20 protein-coding genes are annotated in these 17,049 nt (G+C 68.7%); all 20 read right to left on the bottom strand.

What is annotated here, in order from left to right; all coding sequences use genetic code 11:
• Window positions 1–2: 2 nt before the first annotated feature.
• Window positions 3–1,280 (bottom strand): hypothetical protein, encoded by a 1,278-nt coding sequence (locus AB0I71_RS01145; protein WP_357581214.1) that lies wholly within the window; start codon window positions 1,278–1,280, stop codon window positions 3–5.
• Between the two features lies 1 nt (window position 1,281).
• A complete protein-coding gene (locus tag AB0I71_RS01140; protein ID WP_357581213.1) occupies window positions 1,282–4,524 on the bottom strand; it encodes a hypothetical protein in 3,243 nt (1,080 codons plus the stop codon).
• A gap of 6 nt (window positions 4,525–4,530) precedes the next feature.
• Window positions 4,531–6,471, bottom strand: a complete 1,941-nt coding sequence (locus tag AB0I71_RS01135; protein ID WP_357581212.1) for a phage tail tape measure protein — start codon at window positions 6,469–6,471, stop codon at window positions 4,531–4,533.
• Window positions 6,472–6,813: 342 nt separating this feature from the next.
• Window positions 6,814–7,209 (bottom strand): hypothetical protein, encoded by a 396-nt coding sequence (locus AB0I71_RS01130; RefSeq protein ID WP_357581211.1) that lies wholly within the window; start codon window positions 7,207–7,209, stop codon window positions 6,814–6,816.
• A 3-nt stretch (window positions 7,210–7,212) separates the two neighbouring features.
• On the bottom strand, window positions 7,213–7,650 hold the full coding sequence (locus AB0I71_RS01125; protein WP_357581210.1) for a phage tail tube protein: 438 nt from the start codon (window positions 7,648–7,650) through the stop codon (window positions 7,213–7,215).
• Window positions 7,651–7,662: 12 nt separating this feature from the next.
• Window positions 7,663–8,082 carry a DUF3168 domain-containing protein gene (locus AB0I71_RS01120; protein ID WP_357581209.1) on the bottom strand — a complete coding sequence of 140 codons (420 nt, stop codon included), beginning with the start codon at window positions 8,080–8,082 and terminating at the stop codon, window positions 7,663–7,665.
• Window positions 8,079–8,453, bottom strand: coding sequence for an HK97-gp10 family putative phage morphogenesis protein (locus AB0I71_RS01115; protein WP_357581208.1), 375 nt, complete (start codon window positions 8,451–8,453; stop codon window positions 8,079–8,081). Before AB0I71_RS01115 ends, AB0I71_RS01120 begins: the two co-directional genes overlap by 4 nt.
• On the bottom strand, window positions 8,453–8,614 hold the full coding sequence (locus AB0I71_RS01110) for a hypothetical protein (protein ID WP_357581207.1): 162 nt from the start codon (window positions 8,612–8,614) through the stop codon (window positions 8,453–8,455). The genes AB0I71_RS01115 and AB0I71_RS01110 overlap by 1 nt, the downstream gene beginning before the upstream one ends.
• Window positions 8,607–8,894: a hypothetical protein gene (locus AB0I71_RS01105; protein ID WP_357581206.1), complete on the bottom strand. Its 288-nt coding sequence runs from the start codon at window positions 8,892–8,894 to the stop codon at window positions 8,607–8,609. Before AB0I71_RS01105 ends, AB0I71_RS01110 begins: the two co-directional genes overlap by 8 nt.
• Window positions 8,887–9,603 (bottom strand): hypothetical protein, encoded by a 717-nt coding sequence (locus tag AB0I71_RS01100; protein ID WP_357581205.1) that lies wholly within the window; start codon window positions 9,601–9,603, stop codon window positions 8,887–8,889. Before AB0I71_RS01100 ends, AB0I71_RS01105 begins: the two co-directional genes overlap by 8 nt.
• Window positions 9,596–10,258 carry a glycosyltransferase family A protein gene (locus AB0I71_RS01095; protein ID WP_357581204.1) on the bottom strand — a complete coding sequence of 221 codons (663 nt, stop codon included), beginning with the start codon at window positions 10,256–10,258 and terminating at the stop codon, window positions 9,596–9,598. Before AB0I71_RS01095 ends, AB0I71_RS01100 begins: the two co-directional genes overlap by 8 nt.
• Window positions 10,255–10,593: a phage head closure protein gene (locus AB0I71_RS01090; RefSeq protein ID WP_357581203.1), complete on the bottom strand. Its 339-nt coding sequence runs from the start codon at window positions 10,591–10,593 to the stop codon at window positions 10,255–10,257. Before AB0I71_RS01090 ends, AB0I71_RS01095 begins: the two co-directional genes overlap by 4 nt.
• A complete protein-coding gene (locus tag AB0I71_RS01085; RefSeq protein WP_357581202.1) occupies window positions 10,587–11,018 on the bottom strand; it encodes a hypothetical protein in 432 nt (143 codons plus the stop codon). The genes AB0I71_RS01090 and AB0I71_RS01085 overlap by 7 nt, the downstream gene beginning before the upstream one ends.
• A 3-nt stretch (window positions 11,019–11,021) precedes the next feature.
• Entirely contained in the window at window positions 11,022–11,219 is a 198-nt protein-coding gene (locus tag AB0I71_RS01080) for a hypothetical protein (protein ID WP_357581201.1), read from the bottom strand.
• On the bottom strand, window positions 11,216–12,202 hold the full coding sequence (locus AB0I71_RS01075) for a P22 phage major capsid protein family protein (protein WP_357581200.1): 987 nt from the start codon (window positions 12,200–12,202) through the stop codon (window positions 11,216–11,218). Before AB0I71_RS01075 ends, AB0I71_RS01080 begins: the two co-directional genes overlap by 4 nt.
• Before the next feature lie 46 nt (window positions 12,203–12,248).
• Entirely contained in the window at window positions 12,249–12,800 is a 552-nt protein-coding gene (locus AB0I71_RS01070; RefSeq protein ID WP_357581199.1) for a hypothetical protein, read from the bottom strand.
• Between the two features lie 45 nt (window positions 12,801–12,845).
• Complete coding sequence (locus tag AB0I71_RS01065) at window positions 12,846–13,601, bottom strand: hypothetical protein (RefSeq protein WP_357581198.1); 756 nt, start codon at window positions 13,599–13,601, stop codon at window positions 12,846–12,848.
• Window positions 13,602–15,026, bottom strand: coding sequence for a phage portal protein (locus AB0I71_RS01060; protein WP_357581197.1), 1,425 nt, complete (start codon window positions 15,024–15,026; stop codon window positions 13,602–13,604).
• Window positions 15,026–16,825 (bottom strand): hypothetical protein, encoded by a 1,800-nt coding sequence (locus AB0I71_RS01055; RefSeq protein WP_357581196.1) that lies wholly within the window; start codon window positions 16,823–16,825, stop codon window positions 15,026–15,028. The genes AB0I71_RS01060 and AB0I71_RS01055 overlap by 1 nt, the downstream gene beginning before the upstream one ends.
• Entirely contained in the window at window positions 16,800–17,006 is a 207-nt protein-coding gene (locus AB0I71_RS01050; protein WP_357581195.1) for a hypothetical protein, read from the bottom strand. The genes AB0I71_RS01055 and AB0I71_RS01050 overlap by 26 nt, the downstream gene beginning before the upstream one ends.
• Window positions 17,007–17,049 lie beyond the last annotated feature (43 nt).

Raw genomic sequence — 17,049 nt, 5'->3', positions numbered from 1 at the left:
CCTCACAGGGCCAGGACGTGGGACGGGGATCCGGCGGGGATGCGGGCGCGGCCACCGGCGGTGACGGTCTGGGCGATGATCGGCGTCGTCCTGCGCCACAGGGTGCAGGTAAGCGCGATGTCCGAGCCGTTGTCGTCCACGCGGACGGTGCCGTACTGTGCGCGGCCGGGCCACATGCCCAGGTCGTACTGCGACGTCCAGGTGTGCGGGGTGGCATCCAAGCCTGCGACCAGGGCGACGGGAAACCCTCCGTGGGCGTTGCCGGCCGCTGTCGTCATGGCCAGCGTGTGGGCGTCCGCGTTGATCATCCACATGCGGTCGGTCCAGCCGCCCGCCGTCAGCCAGCCTGCGATAGTGGATCGCTCGCTGCTGTAGCCGGCCCAGGTGTCGGAGCCTTGACCCAGCCACGGGGTGGGCATGTGCCAGATCAGCGCGTCCGCTGTCGACGTCGACAACAGGGTTTGCAGCCACGACAGCTGGGCGGAGCCGAGCATCGTCGACCCGGTGCGGGCCGAGCGGGTGTCGGAGATGATGTGCAGCACCCTGCCGACCTGCCACGAGTGGTAGACGGGGTTGCCGCTGCTCGCCGGCAGCGTGGGCGTAGCGAACCGCTCCCGGTACACCTGCAACGCGTTGTTGCGGCCGGGAGCGGTCGAGTCCGAATCGTTGGGGCCGTAGTCGTGGTCGTCCCACATGTAGGCCAGCTGGCACGACCGGTACAGCTCGTGCTGGCGTGGCTGGGCGAACACGTCGTCGAGCGCCGTCCGGTACTGCGTGACGGTCGCCGAGGCGGACAATCCGTGACTACCGCTACCGAGGTCGTAGTAGTGCAGGTCGCCGTGGTGCACGACCGTCAGCCAGTTTTCGGCCAAAGCCCGCAGCCGGATCGTGTCGAACACCGGATGATTGCTGAGCCGGCTGGTGGCGGAGCCGGTGACGCCGGGCACCACGGGCGTGATCCCGGCGTCACCGATGCAGCCGATCGTGTAGCTCGCCGGGCTACCCGAAGCGGCAGGCGCGGTCACGAACGTGCCGGTCACGCTGGTGTCCAGCGTTCCGTTGTCCTCGACGCGCCACCAGTAGCGGGTGCCCGGCGACAGCCCCGACAGGGTGGCCTTGGCTTGGCCGGTCGCGTTGACGCTGACCGAGCTGGTGTACGTCGGGCTGGTAAAGGACGGCGACGTGGACCGGCCGATCCGGATCGGCCCTGTCGTCACCCGCACCGACACCGGCACCGACGTCGAGGTGCCGTTTCCGTTGATCATCCAGACAACCGACACCTCACGCCTCCCAGTAGGCGATTCGCAGCCGCGACCCGGCCGGGTGTGCCTTGACCACGCCGTTCAGGGACCGGCCGACGGTGAACGCCTGCGGGCTGCCGGTCGGCTGCGGCTGGATCATCAGCGCCGTCACGTACCAGACGTCCGTGCCCGCCGGTGTGCCCGCATGCCGGGCCCGAACCCGAGCCCCCACCGCCGTTGACGGCGCAGTCACCGTCGCCGTCAACGGCGTCCACACCCCCGCCGGGATCGCCCCCGGGGTTGGCACAGTCGACGAGATGAACCCTCCGGCGTCGGTGTACCAGTCGACGGCCGGGGCAATCCCGCCCGACCAGCCGGCGGGCGAGTACACCCACATCGACAGCAGGTACGTGGCGTCCGGGACCACGGTCGCCGAGGTGGACGCCTGCGCGCCGCCCGACGCCGAGCTGCCGTTCGGGGTGACGAGCATGCTGCCGTACCCGGCCCGGGTCTGCGCCGTCGAGTAGGCCAGCGTGCAGTTCTGCGCCGTCCACCCGGTGACGTTGCCGGCCATCCACGGGTTGGCGTTGAGCACGTCGCCGATCGCATCGACCCGCATGATCTCCCCGCCCGCCTGGCAGTGGAACGGGAAGTCCTGCGGCCTCTCCGACGTCGTGATCCAGCGGCGCCGGTTCGGGTCCGTCGCCACCAGTAGTTCGGACTCGAAGCCGTCAACGAACGTGACCAGCTCCGACCCGGCCGTGTCCAGCCGGCCCAGCCGCTGATCACCGATCACGAACACCCGCCACGGCGAGCCCGGAGACGCGTGCAGAGTGAAATCCCACTGCGTGGCATCCAGCATCTCCGTATAGCCACGAACCACGGCACGGGTAGGCCCCGGCGGCAGCCAGCTCGGCAACCCCACCAACGCCACCTGCTCGCCCGCATTCAGCTGGGCCACCAACTGCCGCAGCGCCGGATTCACCCGCCACGCCTTACCCGCAAAGTTGAAACGGATCTTCGGGTATCGCGCTTCATCGACAGTTCCGTGGTGCAGCCTCCACCCCGCCTGGCTGGAAAGCTGCGAATCGGCGGCGACATTGACCGTCACCTCAGCCGGGTATGAGCCCACACCGTCAGGTGGCGGCTGCACCGACATCGGCCCTTCGGCCAGCACCCGCCGCGCCCACGAACCGCCGGAACGGACCGCCGTCACATCGTTCGCCACCGCGTCGTCGTCGTCGACCGGCTCGAACGGCGCGCTGATCAGCTTGCCGTCGTACGCCACCGGCACAGCCGGCCGGTTGTACATGGAGATCCGAGTCCGGTACGACATGCCGAGCAGACCGCGCGCCTCTTGCAGAATCCCACCGTCGGCGGTCGCACAGTCCCGCAGCAACTCCAACAGGGTTCCCGGTGGCTGCGGCCCCATTTTCGCCGTCGCGTGCGGGTGACCGGCGAAGACGATCGGCACGCCCTGCTCCTGGCATAGCCGCAGCATCCGCAGCGCGGCACGCTCGCCTGCCCAACCAGTCGCCGCGTCGATGAACTCGCCGCCGCCCAGCGGCGTCGGACCGGGGATGGCCAGCAGGTGCGACCACTCCGCACCTGACGTCACATCCGAGCCGAGCAGGTCCACCCGCGTCGGTCGGCCCAGCGACCCCGAGTACGACAGGCCGGCGATCCGCCAGTACGACGGCGCTTCGATCCCCCACCAGCGTGGCTCCCACGACACCGTCCCACCGGACACCGACCAGGTGATCGTCATGGACGTCCACGTCGTTGGCGGCGCATCAGTCCCATGCAGGGCGGCGTTGTCCTGTACCACCCCGCCGTCGGCGTCGTAGCCGATGAACCGGTAGCCGCCGGTGGACGACTGGAGATCCCAGCGGGCGACCGTGCCGCCCGTCATGTGGATCCGGGCGTACGTCACGTCCCCGCCCGGCGGCAGCGACGCCAGCCGGAAAAACACCATCACCGACCAGGTGGTGCTGGACGCCGCCCGCACCGGCATCGCCAGATACGACGTGGCGTCGTCGAACCGGGCCACCGCCGAGGCACCCAGCCCGCCCGTGACAGCCTGCCCGAAACTCACCGCTCGCGCGGTGCCGGCAGTTCCCCCCGCGATGGCGCTCGCCGGGCGGGAAGCCTCCGTGCCGTCCTCCAACGGCAGATACCCCGCTGGGGCGGACGCCGTCAGGGTGCGCCGCAGCGGACTCTGTACCGGCGGTGCCCCCTGGCCGAGGCGACGCATGATGCCGGCCGCTTCCAGCGACACCCACACGTCGCGGTCGGAGCGGTCCCACCGCACCGGCCAGCCCGCCACCTCACCGAAGAACCGCGCGCCCCGGTCGACCACCTCGCAGCCGGCGTCGAGGGTGTACGTGCGGCCCTGCGCATCGGTGATCGTCCGGTCACCGACCTGCATGGTGGTGAAATCTGGTGAGGCGCGCAGCGTGCCGTTGATGCCGTCGCGCAACTGGAAACCCAGCATCAGCCCGGAGAACGGCGGAAGGTTGACGGTGTTCTCCGAACCGATCTCCAAGCTGGTCGTCGCCGCGTACACGCTGGTGGTGCCCGACCCGACCCGGGCGTCACCGAGCTGCGTCCACGGCCCCGCCAAGCTGGGCGCCGTGTAGAACGTGGTCGTTCTGCCACCAGCACCGTTGTTGACGTCGAGGGTCACCCGCACCGCCAACTGCCCATCCGGACCCGGCACTACCGGCGCCGTGGAGGACGCGTTGTTGACCGTCGACCCGTCCGGCGACCACACCAGCCGCAGCCGCCCGTCAGCCTCCAAGATCACGTACCACGACTGTGTGGTGAGCCCCTCCACGCGGCCACCGAGCAGGCACCGCACACCCCGCCAGCCGTTGTGGTGGATCGCCCACCACCGCACGTCCAAATCCCCGGTCACGTTGAGCGACGAGTGGTGCGGCGCGATGATGTGCGGCCCCTGCGGCGTCGCGGTGAACGTGCGACCCGGGATCGCGACCGCGCTACCCGGGTCCGCCTCAGCCATCCCCACCCTGATGGGAGTGTTACGTCCGATCAGCCCGTAATAGGGCGACAGCGGGTTACGCGGGCTGTACTTGCCGGCCCTGTTGTTGAGGGTCGCCGAGCAGTTCCCCGGGTCGGCGTTGTCGCTCTCGTTCGGTGTGCCTCTGGTGATGGAGATGCCCCCGCCGCTGTCTGCGGTGGTCATCCGCAGGTCGCCGGTGATATCCACCCAGCCCAGATCCGGCCCCAGGTACAACTGTCCGTTGGGCGTGAACAGCGTCATCGACGGTCACCTCCCGTAGGCGAACTGGACGCTGCCGCCCTTGCGCTTGGCGTGGCGGCGGACCGTTTCCACCACGAAGTCGGCTGCTTCGTTGCCGCCTCGGAACTCGACGACCACGTGTGCTCCGCCGCCGCTGTTGGCGAAGTCGCGGGCACCACGCGGTAGAGGCACCACTGCTTCGTCGTGGCGACCTTCACCGAGGACAGCGAGCCGTCCGCCGGGGGTGGCGGGCACGATGCCGCCGCTGGCCAGGTACGGAATGTTGGGGGTGCCGAGAGTCATCGACGGAACGTTCATGCCCATGAAGTTGCCGCCGCCGATGGTGAAGCTGAGGCCGTTCCACCGGCCGATGATCCAGTTCACTGCTCTGCGGAAACTCGTCTTCAACGGGTCGAACATCGACCGCAGCTTGCCGGCCATCTTGCCGGGCAGGGAGGTCATGAACCGGTTGAAGGCAATCGCCTTATCGACAATCCACTGAAGCATCTGCCGGCCGAAGTTGCCGACCTTCCGCCAGGCACCGGAGAACACGGACCACCACAACCGCACCCCAGCGGACAGAGTGTTGAAGGCCCACTTCCACCCGCCGACGATCCAGTTGACCACCCATTCGACCGTCGCCTTCGCCGCGCCCCACACTGCCTTCCACAGTGTCTGGAACCAGGTGGTCTTGGTGGCGATCAACGCGATGATGGCGATCAGCGCGACGACCGCGAGCACCACCAGGCCGATCGGGTTCATCGCCATAACCACGTTGAGCGCCGTCTGAACCGCCGTCCACACCTTCGTGATCACGATGATGGTGCCGATGATCGCAGCGAGCACACCAAGCCCGGCCGCGAGCGGACCAACCCAGCCGCTGTTGCGCTGCAACCAGCCGAACGTAGACGCGATAGCGGGCACCGCCCGTTCCAAGGTGGCGACCAGCGCCTGCTCGGCCTGCCGCTTGAACGCCTCCAACTTCTGGCTGGTTGACTTCTCCAAGGCATCACCGGCCTTGCCCGCCGCCCCCGCCACATCGCCGAGGCTGTTCTCTGACGCCTTGAGCCCCTTCAAGAATTCGGGGATGTCGGCGACGTTCAAGTCCTCCAACGGGGTGCCGAACAAGCCGATGGCGGTGTTGGCCTGCTCCGTCGGATCCTTGATCCCCAACAGGCCAGTGATGATCTGATCGAAGGCACCCTTCGCAGTTTCACCGCCGGCCAGGATCCGGTTCGACATCTTCTGCGCGTCCAGGCCGATCGCCTCGTACGCCTCCACCGACGTGGTACTCATGTCGGTGGCCCGGAGGGTGAATTCCTTGATCGCGTCGCCGGCCTTGTCGAGCCCGTACTTGCCTTTCGCGGACGCGTTGACCAGCACCGAGAAAGCCTGCTCGCCGTCGAACCCGAGCGTGCGAAAGAACTGCGAGTATTCGTCTCCGGCTTCCAGCACATCCTCACGGAGCGCGGCCGGCACCTTCCGGCTGGCCACGGTAATCAGGTCCATGGCGTGGGTGGCGTCCTTCGCCAGCCCAGACCCGATCAGGGTGGACGCGTACTGTGCGGCGTCGGCGACGTCGCCACCCCACGCGGTGGCGTACGCCTGGGCCGCCACCGTCAACTCTTCGATCTTCGCCGCGTCCCCGTCGGGCACCAGACCGGACGAGGTGACCGCCCGCACCGCATCCATGGCGGCACCGGCAGATTCGGCGAAGCCTCGCCCGTACACCTTGCCGGCGATGTCGCCCAGCTCGGCCGCCAACTTCGGGTCACCCAACTGGGCTTCCATCTTCGCCCGCGCCGCGTCGAGTTCCAGCCCCTTCATCGCGCCGGCAGCCAACGCCACCCCGATCCCGGCGCCAGCCAGTGCAGCGCCGGCCTTAACCCGGCCCCACGTCTTCTGAAACTTTGACTCGATCTCCCGGGTGCCGCTGCTGACGCCGTCGTTGTCGACGCCGACCTTCACCATCAGATCCGCCAACGTCGACACCCGAACCACCCCTCCGCTGCTTCACGCCACCCATGGCCTTGTTCAGCGACTTGACGAGCCGCAGATGGTCTTCGCCGCTCTGCTCGGCGGGTGCGACACCACGCTCATCCCACTTGGGGATGAAGTCCTCCGGCTTGTACCGGCGTCCCTTTTTGCCACGGTTGGCGTTGGCGACAGTGGAGGCGATGATCCCGGCGAGGATGTCGACGCGGGTCGGGCCGAGCGTGCCGGTGACCTGCTCGTATGCGGCCCACGCCGACAACTCCCGGGCATCGATGCGGGCGAGTAGTTCACCGACGGTGTATCCCAGGTGCGCCGCTAGTCGGTGGCGGAATCGTCGCCCTGGGTCGCGTCGAAATCCTCGGTCAGCTTGTCCATGTCGTCGTCGGACAGGCCGGCGATCTTCCGGCAGGCGTCGAACACCCGCTCCACCGGCTTGGCGTTTTTCGCACCGAGCGCGTTGATGTCGTTCTCCGTGAACAGCGGCGAGCCGTGCTCGTCGACCGCACACAGGACGATCAGCTTGGCCCGCGCGTTGCGCATGTTCATCTGCCGACTGTTGCCGCGCTGCTGGATCAGCGACGCCTCGTAGCTGTCGCGCTGCTTGCCGGTGATCGACCGGATCCGCACGGTGCCACCCCACTCGGGGACGTCCACCTCACCGAACGTGCGGTCCTCAGCGGACAGGATCGCGTCACGGGACAGAATCGCCATCGGTCAGCTTCCCGTCGCCGCGAGGGTCGGCTTACCCGACACCTTGATGGTGATGGACCGGCCCATCTTGTCGTCGTACGGGAACTCGTCTCCAACCTCGGTGAGGATCCCGGCGATCGACCAGGTGTGCTCGTCTTCGGTGTCCGGCAGGATGACGATCTGGTAGTTGCGCGGCTCCGTGTCGTCGAAGTCGTCGTCCAGGTCGTGGGTGTCCTCGGACGGGTCGTAGTTCAACTCCAGCGACACCTCGCCGCCGTCCTTGAGCCCGCCGATGAACTCCATCCACCCGTCTTCGCTGTCGTGTGCGGTGACGTCGATGGTTTCCCTGGTGCGGTTCGGTCCGGAAATGCTGGTGACGTTGGCGATGGTCGTGAACGTCTCCGACGGCAGGCCGCCGTCGCCGCGCTTGAACTGGGTGCCGAATGCGTCGCGCCCACTCATGGGTTTGCTCCTTTACTGCTGGCTGGTGACGATCCGGAACCGCACCACGTGGTGGCGGATCTCCGGGTTCGGGTCGGTGAGCGCCTGGTCGAATTCGTGGCGGACGCTGACCACGTTGTGGCCCTCCACCGGCAGGTGCTGATGGTCGAGTAGTTCGATCAGCCGGCCGGCGATCGTCTGCCCCTGCGTGTTGCCCCGCGATCGGGTCCACACGTGCAGGGTGACGGTGATTTCCCGACCGAACCCGCCGTGGTCGTTGTCGGGCACCGAAAGGTGGTCGCCGATCCGCAGATACGGGTGGACCTTGTCTTCTGGTACCTGGTCGTGGACGCCGCCGGTCAGTGCCGCCATCAGGATCGTGTCGGCGGTCAGCCGCTGGTAGATGGCTTTCTGCACCGGGTGGATCGGGGACCGGGACACGGGGGCGGTCACCGGGTCAGATCCTTCAACTCGACACCCACCGCATCTTTGACTCTGCCGGGGAAGCGGCGGCGTGCCCGTTCGGCGGCCGGTGCCATGAACGGCTGCTCGGGGGTGTCTTCGGTGCCGTGCTCGACGAACGTTGAGTGTCGGGCCGTGGACACTGCCCGGCCACCCAATCCGTCTGAGGTGATCTCGGTCTGCATTCCCCGGACCAGATCCCCAGTGTCGCGGGGTGCCGTGCGCCGCATGTCGTCCACCACGTCGTTGGTTTCGTCGCGGACCGCCGCGCGTAGACCGTCCTGAACCTTGCCGGGTAGCTGCTTGAGGCGTTTCGACAGCAACCCCATGCCGTCCACGGTGACGGTTTGCCTGCGGGCCATCAGCGTGCCCGCCTCAGGTCGCGGCGCAGCTCGGCGAGGTCACCGGCGATGGCGAGCAGCGACCACATCACCGACCGGGCCACGTTGTCGGCGGCAGCACAGTCCGAGGCGAGGCGACGGCATTCGCTCGCAGCCGGCATCTCCCGCGTCGGCTCACCCATCGGCGGCACGCTCGGTGTTGGCCTTCGCTCGGGGTGCCCGCCGCTTGGCCGTGGCTGGCTTCTCCTGTGCTTCGATGGCGGCCGGCGACTTCACCTCCGCCTCCACGACTGGTACCGGGTCCGGGGCGGGCAGGTCGACGCGCATCGGCGTCCACAGGTCCGGGTTGTCGACCACCGCCGGGTGCGTCGAATGGGCGGTGGTGCGGCCACGGCGCAGCCGATACCGCTGACCGTCGCAGGCCAGCGTGCCGGAACGGGTGGCAACCATGACGTCAGGCATGTGTGTCTCCTCGAAGTCGGCGGACAGCCGCCGTGTCGGCGTGCAGACCGGACCGGCGCCACCGCTGGTATGTGCGGCGGTCGCGGGCGTACTGGTCGCGGCCGTTGACGCGCCGGTACTGGTCGTCGCTGTCGGCTTTGCCGGCAACCGGGTGCATGTGTTCGATCAGCACGTCGGGCAGGTAGCGGATGCAGTCGGCGGCGCGGCCGAGGTCCAACACGCTGTTGTCGCAATACAGGTGCTCGACGGGTGCGGGCACCATGCGGTCGAGCGTGCGGATGATGTCGGCGGTCATCGCCCACTGGGTGGGCAGGCGTTCACCCTGGTAGCCGTCGTCGCCGTACACGATCCCGGTGCCGAGGTCCGCCAACTCATGCAGATAGCGGTCCACCCAGCCCGGGGTACGCGGCAGATGGTCATCGCCCGCGAAACCCACCACGGGGTAGTCGCGTATCTCAGTGGTGGCCACCAAGTCGAGCTTGTGCACCATCGGCCGCCACGTCGGCGACTCGCCCAGCCACCACAGTTTGCCGTCGCCCTCCCGGTCGGCCGCATGCCGACGGTAGATGTCGATCGTCGGATCGTCACAGTCGACCGCGAACAGCAGCGCCGCGTGTTCCCACGCGCCGGTCGCATCCCACGCGTCGAGCAGGCGAGGCACCGACTGCGGCCGGTTACGCGACGGCACGATCACCAGCAGGTCAGCCACGGGCCGACTCCGGATGCCACACGAAATGTGGGTGGTCCACCTGCGGGCGGCGGAACCCCTGCCGGATCTTCTCCGGCCGCTGCCACGCCGACACATGCTCCGACCACAGATAGTGGTACATCACCTTGTCGACGTATTCCTCCGTGTGCACGTACGGGCGAACCTGCTTCACCCACGGCCGGTCCTCCGCCCGGCCCCGCCGGTGACGGCGGCGGAAGTCACCGCGCAACGCCAGATCACGCCGCAGCGGATCAATGTGGGTGAAATCCCGGTACAGGCCGTTCGCGTCGCGGTACCAGCGGCGATACCGCAGACTGTGATCCACCACCTCGCGTAGCTGACCCTCAACGAAGTAGTCGACCTTGAAACCGACGTGATCCGGCTCCGACTCCAACGCCCGCACGATCTCGGCCACGTAGTAGTCCGGAACCATGTCGTCGTCGTCGACAAAGCACACGTAGTCGGTGCCGGCCGCCTCCACCAGCGCCTGCCGGATCTCACCCAACGTCGGTGAGCCGTTGTTCCACCAGCCGAGCACCCGCACCCGCCCACCGAACGGGTCAAGCTGCGGCAGCAGCACATCCAACAGCCGCCGGAACAGCACCTCACGCTGCCCGATCGTCGGAATCAGAATCGACCACGACGGCCCGCTCACTGACCCTCCACGTCGACCAGATCGCAGTCAGCCCGCAAATAGGCGGGCTCCGACGGCACCACCGTGGCTTTCACCCGGTACACCTCGCCGTCGCCGCGCAGCTCGTCACCACGCCGCACATCCGCAGCAGGCTGCATGTACACGGCCAAGGTGAGCAGCGCACCCGCCTGCATCGCCGCGACCCGCTCCGCCGCAGTCGGCTGCGACACCCGGGCACGCACCGAACCCACCTGGGCGCGGGTCGACGTCTGCCCACCCGCCCCATCGGGGGCGGTGGTGGTGCGCCACACCGCGAACGTGCGTGGCAGCTCGTGCAACCCAACCGGTGTCACCATCCGGGCACACCCTCAACGTCGGCACCGCCGTACGGGGACACCAACGTCACCGACACGAACGAACTACCGGCCGCCGCCTTCCGCACCGACCGTTCCTCCGACGTGGTCAGGTACACGTCCTCGCCGCCCTCACGGCCGGTCCGGTCGTACGACTTCGCCGAGTCGCCGAGGGTGCGCTGGTTCAACGCCTCCGGGTTGGTGAACGCCCGGAACGCCGCCGCGACGCAGATGTTCTGCACCCGGTGCGGCACATCCACCACGGCATCTCCGGCGTCGTTGAGCCATGTGCGGCCGGCGACGTCACGGATCAGTTCGGATGCCTCAGCCAGCAGCCCCTCAGCCCGGTCCGCTTCCCCGCCGGTCGGCGTGTAGCCGATCTTCTTGCCCAACTGCCCCAGTGTGGCCAGGGGCGGACGGTCGGCCATCGTTCACCCCTCCCCGTCGTCCCCGGCATCGTCCGGGGGTGGCGGTTCAGCCAGCCGGGGTTCCTCCCACGGGATCGGGTCACCGCCGGATGCGTCGGGCACCAGATCGGCACCCGGGTCACGCCCTGCGGCACGACTGCGACGCAACTCGTCGGTGAGATCCCGACTGTCGCCGCCGGCCGCAGGGCCAACCTCGGTCACGAACCCTCGCTGATCTTCACCGCGCGGTGCATCGACACCGTCGACTCCGGGTCGGTCGGGTCGTCCGGGTCTTCCACGGCGGCGGTACCCACCCACGTGTTGACCAGCGACCGGTCAGTGGTGTTCGTGTAGTCGTAGTCCATGAGCCAGCGAACGGAGATGCCCCCGAAGCTGGCGGACGCACCCAACTGCTCGGCCTCGGCGAGCCCCCGGGTGGTGCCGAACGACACGCCCTGCGGGACGCGGGGTGCCCGCGCGGCGAGCACGAACGCGGTCCGGTGGTAGGCGTACGCCTCTTCCTCGTCCAGCGCCGAACTGGGCACCACGTTGAAACCGGCGATACGGCCGATGGTGGCCTCCCGCAGCGCATCCGACGCGTCCGGGCCGGTCGAGTCGAAGCGGGTGAACCGGTCGGAGTTGAGGATCTGCTCTTCCACCGCCGAACCGACCAGCAGCGTCCGGTTCGACCGGGGCACATGCTGGTCGTTGAGCAGCCGCCGCGCCCGCGTGGCCACCTTGTACCAGTCGGTGTCCGACATGTCGAGCAGGTCGGCGTCGGTCGGGTCGATGGTCATGCCGGCCGGGTAGTCGGCGGCGGTGATCTCGTCCACGATCTCGTCTTCGACGCCCTCGGCGACGGCCCGGATCTGCGGCATCAGCACCTGGGCGCCGAAGTCGGAGATGTCCAGCGTGAACTCTTCGTCGGTGATCGCCGCACCGTTGTACACGTCGGTGTCGAGCTTGACGTCCACGCCGTACTCGGCGGAGCTGTCGTTGACGATCGGCGTGCCGGCACGCAGCACCCGCTTGCGGGCGGTCCGCCGGGCCGGCACCCGCAGGGTGACGGTGTCGTTGAGGACACCGGTGAACTCGCCCGGGTTGACCGCGTCGGTCCACACGGTGCGGGCAACCACCAGCTCCCGGTACAGCAGGCCGATCGCCGTGCGGGCGATCGTGGTGGGCTTCAGGAACGTGTTCGCCACGTCGCTTCCTTCCTACGCGCGGCCGGGTGTTCCGTCCGCCGCTCGGTTAAAGTCGCGGCACCTTCGCCGCGAGCTTCATGGGGTCGGTTTCTTCCTCGCCGCCGGCCGGCACGGCGGCACCGGAACGCAGGGCCTCACGCGGGCGTCCCCGGGCTGCGCCCTGGTCGCCACCGGCCCGGCCGTTGCCGCCGCTGTCGTCGCTGCCGCCGCCGGATCCGCTGCCGGCGTCGCCGGCCGTGCCGAACGCCGACAGCAGGTCGTCTGCGTCGGCTTCCAACTCTTCGCGGGTGGCGCCGGTGAGCCGCTTCGCCTGGGCGGGCGTCAGCTTCTTGGCTGCCGCCACCTCCGTCACCAGTGCGCGACGTTCGGCGTCGGCGGCCTTCTGCTCCATCGCCGCCAGCTTTTCCATGACCTTGTCCATGTCGGACTTGCTGGTGTCGCTGGCCTGCTTGAGCTTGTCCAGCTCGGCGCGAGTGGTCTTGCTGTTGTCCTCGTGCTTGCGCGCGAGGGCCTTCCACTTTTCGGCTTCCGCCTGCCAGTCTTTGCCGCCCGTGCCGGCCGGTTCGCCCTGGTTGTCGGTGCCGTCGTTGTCCGCCATCGCGGTTCCCCTGTCGGGTCTGCCGGCCCCTGTCGGGCCGGTGGTCTATTGGCCGCCGAGGTGGCGGCGGAACGCGTTCAACGCGTCATTTGAGGTGCCCCGACGCAGATCACCGGTGTCCGCTGCCTGCCGCTGCGCGTTCTGCCACGCCTCAGCGAGTGCCGTGTTGCGGGCCAGCGCCTGCGAACCCTCGTAGAACGGTTCGGCCGAGCAGCCGCAGTGGTCGTGTGCCTCGAACCGGGCTGACCGGTCAGATTTGAACGCCGGACCACGCGAAGCGATCATGGCGCAGAACGCGCACGGGGAACCCGACGTGACCCGCTGCCAGCCGCGTGCCTGACGATCCGCGCGCACCGACTCGACCAGCGTGCGCCGACCGCCCCGCAACACCAGATTGGTGACCGCGCCGGCCACCCGCACCAGCCCGTTCCGGCTCGCCTGTACCGGCGTTTGCCCCGCCTGCAACGCGTTCGTCGCGCCCGCAAGGCCGGTCAGCCGCAGCGTCTCCCGCACCAGAGTCGGCGGCGGCGCATCCACCAGGCGTGCCGCCGCCGACCCTCCCACCCCTTCCGCCGCACGGAAGCGTTCAAAATAGGCCGCCGCCAGCCCAGCCGAGTCGCCGTGACGTTGCCGGATCAGGATTTCCGCCGCCGCCGCGAACCTGACGAACGTGGCCTCCACATCGCCGGTGTCGAACAGCGTCCACAGCCGGGTCAGATCCGCCAGCACATCGGCCCGCAGCGCAAGCTGTGCCTGCCGGTGCGCCTGGGTGAGTTGCGCGCCGACGGTCGTGCGGGCCACCTACGCCGCCACACCCGGCGGCAGGATCAGCCCGCCAGCCGAGACACGCTCACCGCCCCCGGCGGCCTGCCGCTCCAACAACGCCGTCAGATTCCCCAACGCGTCGCCCTGCGCGGCCACCGCCTTCCAACGGCGCACCGTCTGCTGCGTCACCCCCGGCACCCGATCCCACAACTCCTGCTGCGGGATACCGAGCATCTGCGCCAACTTGCCCAGCCCGTCAACGATCGCCCCGAACGCCCGCGCCGACGTGTCCCGCCACACCACCTGAATGTCGTCCGGCACGTCGACACCGAGCAGGTCACCGATCGCCTGGGCGGTCTGCTCGTGCGACTCACCCAACCCGGTCTTCCGCAGCTCCACCTTCCGGTCGCGGCCCGCCTCGGCCGCAGCCAACGCCTCCGCCGACAGGTTGACCAGTTCGCCGATCAGCTCGTGCACGGGCGTCTGCGACAGGGTGGCCGCGTACTTGAGAACCGCCTCGCGGGACCGCAGATAGCCGTCAAGGGTGGTTTCGCTGAACTCGCCGAGCTTGACGTCCTCCGGGTTTTCCTCGAACGTCCACATCTGCGACGCGCCAGCCCGCATCTTGTCGGTGCGGTTCTCCGGCGTCCAACCCACAATCCACCGCTGCCGGAACGCGCTGTACCACTCGGCCGACTTGAGGGTGAACGTGGTGACGTCGGCCTGATCCTGCAACGTCATCAGCGGCGCCACCTGACCGGCCACCACCTGCGTTGCCCGGCCACCCCGCGCATCCGGCACCAGCGGCGGCGCCTCGTCCTCTTCGTCCAGATCCTCGGCGTCCCGATACCGGATCACCGGGCAGTACGACAGGCCGTGCTCTGCCGCCTCGGCCGCCAACTCCCAGCCGCCCCTGTCCGGGTCACGCTTGAGCGTGTGAACGTGCGTGTCGTCGTACAGCCGCCACAAGCCACCCCGCCGCCGCTCCAACGCGAACAGCGGCCAATCCGGATCGTCGCCGTACACCGCCGTCATCGCACGCGGCGACACCGGCCGCACCACCGGCACCGGACGGCCAGCAGTCACCACCATGTACGCGGTGCCGTACGTGAACGTCGCCCGATACAAACCGGCCTGCCCCCGGTCCAACCGGTTGGCCTGCCACACATCCCACACCGGCAGCGACACATCCTGCTGGTCGCCGGACTCGTCAACCTCCGTCGTCCGCAACCCGTCCAGGTACAGCGACTCCGTCAGGCTGTTCAACACGATGGCGACCAGATTGATGCGGGCGATCCGGGCCATCTCCCGCACCTCCGGCGGGGCGTCGGCGGGAATCACCAGCGGCAGCGGCTGCTTGCCGGTGGCGTACCGGCGCAACACGTCCAGTTCGACGCGCTCACGTTCCTGAATCCCGTACGCCTCGTTGACGACAGACAGCAGGTCGGCGGCAGCCAGCATCAGAACACCGCCCTTCCACGCTTACCGGCGGCACGCTGCCGCACCTTGCCGCTGTTCAACGCGATCCGCCAACCCATCCGGGCGCCCACCATGCACACCGCCAGGTCGACCAGCTTGTGGGAGTCGCGGGTGACCTTCCCCAACGAGACACCCCACGGGTTGGTGCGCCGCCGGGCCGCATGCGTGTGCATCCGCAGCGCCGCCGACCCGTCATGCGTCAACGTGCCGTGCTCGTCGATGTCGGCCGCGCACTGCATCGCCGCCAACGTGAACTGCTGGTTGCGGCGCACCCCACCCGGCGTTTTGATCCGCATGTCGAACAACACCGAATGGCCGACCTTCTGCCCGCCAGTCGCCCACACCCGCAGCTTCCGGCCGAAATCGCGGTGCCAACCGTCGATGATCGGCATCCAGTACAGCGACTCGTCTTCGTCGTCGCGGGCCGGGCTCGGGTCCACCCCGAACCACACCACCCGGAACCGGTCGAACGCGGCCCGCACCGTCGCATCCACCTCATGGCGCGGTGCCAGCCACCCTTTGCCCCGGTCGCCGTGCGGACGCTGCCACACACCGAGCACAAACACATGCCCGTCCGACACCCGACACGCCACCAGGCCGGTCGCGTCCGTCGACTTCGAGCAGTCCAGGAACATGACGATCTGCTCGGCGTCCGGGATCACCACATCGGCGCGGGCCAGATCATCGAAGCGGCGCGGATCAATCCACGCGTCCTCGGCCACCGCCAGGCCGTTCATGTAGAAGCGGATGCTGTCGGCTTCGCTGGTCGACGGGTCCAACACCTCATCGCTGAGCCGTTCCAGGTCCGCCCACGGCGCATCCATGTACGCGGCCCGCAGCCCAGCCATGCGCGACTCGTCGTCGTACAGGTCGGTGTCGGGTGGCGCTTCGATGGAGTCGTACAGGATGTCAACGCGGCCCTTGGTGTGCCCGCCCACCTGCGACTGCCACGCGTTGTACGACCGCTCACCCTCCGAGTCGTTGCCCGGAACATGCGCGTTCGTCATCTCGCACACCCGCGCCTGCAACTCCGCCGGACTCTTGCCGACGTTCCGCCGCGCCACCGCCGCGATCTTGTGACCGCCCGACGACGCCGTCATGTGGTGCGACTCGTTCAGCAGGATCGCGGTTGCCGGGTCACCCTCGGCTGTCTTCTCCGACGCGGTCAGGATCTCCATGCGCCCGCCGCCGTCGGTCAGGATCGTCCGCGTCTCCCCGCAGTCGATGCCGTAGAAGTCGCGGGTTTCCCTCGGCAGCATGGCGTTGGCGACCCGCAGCACATCCTTCGACTGCGCCTCCGAGTTCGACGCGATCTGCACCAGCGGCATCATGTGCCGCTCGCCCGTCCACCGCTGCGACTCTTCATCCCACACCAGGTGGGAAGGGCCGATCAGCTCGATGTTGCACCAGGCGCCGCCGAAAGGATCCTTGCCGGTGCCCTTCGCCCCACGCTTCACCCCACGCCGGTACAGCCACCGCCCCGTCTCCGGGTCGAACGCGTACCAGAGGTGCAGGAACCGGCGCTGGCCGGGCGTGAACTGCCACGGCTTGCCGGTCAGATAGTGGATCAGCCCCGGCTCGCCGGTCTGCTCGTACGTCCGCCACTCCGCCCACCCGATGACCTGCGGGCCGATCGACGGCGGCAGATCAGACAGGTCGCGCGGCCACGGCAGCGAACACCACGCCCTGGTGCCGTTCCACCGGTCCACGTAGTAGCCGGCAGGCAACTCCGCCGACACCGGCACATCGGGCAGGTCACCCGTAGAGGCTTCGGTAGTCATCGAGCTTCGTCACCCCCGCGCCCGCCGCGCCCGCCGGGCTGGCCGCCGGCTTCGGGTCGACATACCGGATCCGCAGATCACGGCGCGCGTCCAGCGTGGTGCCCAGCAGCTTTTCCCGGATCCGCAACTCCGTCGCCGAACCACCCTCCACGAACCGGGCATGCACCTCGGCCGTGTCCACCGCGAAATCCCAATCCGACGCCGTCCACAACACGCAATGCGGC

This window comes from Micromonospora sp. NPDC049891, assembly GCF_040660295.1.
Lineage (GTDB): Bacteria > Actinomycetota > Actinomycetes > Mycobacteriales > Micromonosporaceae > Micromonospora.
This window is presented reverse-complemented; position numbering and strand designations above follow the sequence as displayed.